Source organism: Ruegeria spongiae, from assembly GCF_023502395.1.
Classification (GTDB): Bacteria; Pseudomonadota; Alphaproteobacteria; order Rhodobacterales; family Rhodobacteraceae; genus Ruegeria_C; species Ruegeria_C spongiae.
Genome location: NZ_JAMFMB010000075.1, coordinates 1 through 1200 on the forward strand (window position 1 = coordinate 1; position 1200 = coordinate 1200).

General features: G+C 56.4%; 2 pseudogenes. Both read right to left on the reverse strand.

Annotated features, from left to right (window positions below):
• Positions 1–728 (reverse strand): annotated as a pseudogene (locus M3P21_RS22265) (IS3 family transposase); the annotation flags it as partial.
• A gap of 90 nt (positions 729–818) precedes the next feature.
• Positions 819–1112, reverse strand: a pseudogene (locus M3P21_RS22270) (transposase); the annotation flags it as partial.
• Between the last annotated feature and the right edge of the window lie 88 nt (positions 1113–1200).

The window sequence follows — 1200 nt, forward strand, 5'->3', positions numbered from 1 at the left end:
TTTGCCCTCGTCGGTTCGACAATGAACGAAGTCATACGACCAAACATGGTTGCGATACTCTGGCCGTAGCCGAACGCATGAGCCGTCATTTAGCCATAACCTCCCGTTCTTTGGTTGTTTCATTGGCACTTTCAGCCCCTCTCGCCGCCAGAGCCGTTCAACCCGCCCATCGCTGACAGACCATCCAGCCTCTCTCAGCAGCGCAGCGATCCTGCGATAACCATATCGGCCATATTGACGGGTCAGCTCGATCATGTCGGCGACCAACCTGTCCTCGTCCGCGCGGCCACTTGGGATGCGTCGTTGCGTGGACCGGTGTTGTCCAAGCACGCGACAGGCGCGTCTCTCAGAAACGTCCAGCTGGTTGCGTACATGATTAATACAAGCACGACGACGAGCGGGGCTCAGTAGTTTCCCTTTGTGGCTTCCGCCAGGATCAGTTTGTCCAACGTCAGATCAGAAACCGCACGACGCAATCGTTCGTTGTTCCGCCTGACAAACGATCCCCCGGATCGTTTGCTTGACCGGCTACAATTCTGAAGCCGCTTCAATTCTTTCAACTGATCTACGCCCATTCCGCCGTACTTCTTGCGCCAACGGTAATAGGTTTGTTCAACAACGCCGATCTGTCTGATCGCATCAAGTCGGGACATGCCTTGCCCCATCAGAACTTCAACCTGCCGTAACTTCGAGACAATCTCTTCGGGCTTCGGTCTCTTGTTTGCCATTCGTGGTCCTCCGTTTCCTAAGCATAACGGTGGACCAGTTCAGTTGGGGAGGCTCAGTCGCTAGGACCAATGGCGCGACATGGCTCATTGGTGGGCGCGGATCACGGTGCTATCAACCATTTGCAGGGCATCGGGAACGGCTCCGCTCTGGTTCAGGGCATCCAGGATGCCCTCCCAAAGCCCTGCCAGGGTCCAGCGCCTGAACTGGTGGTAGACGCTGGACCATTTGCCGAACTCCTCAGGTAGGTCCCGCCACGGGGAACCGGTTCTGGCGATCCATAAAAACCCTTCCAGAACAAGGCGTTGGTTGGTCGGTTTGCGCCCGTTCGGAGCGCGGATAGCCAGGATGAAGTGTTCAAAGAACGCCCATTCCTCGTCCGTCATCAGATCTCGTGCCAAGCTGGTCTCCACAGAAGATACCAGCGTGGATCATGCCTGCGGCGCGCTGTGAATCCCTTTTGTCAACACCACC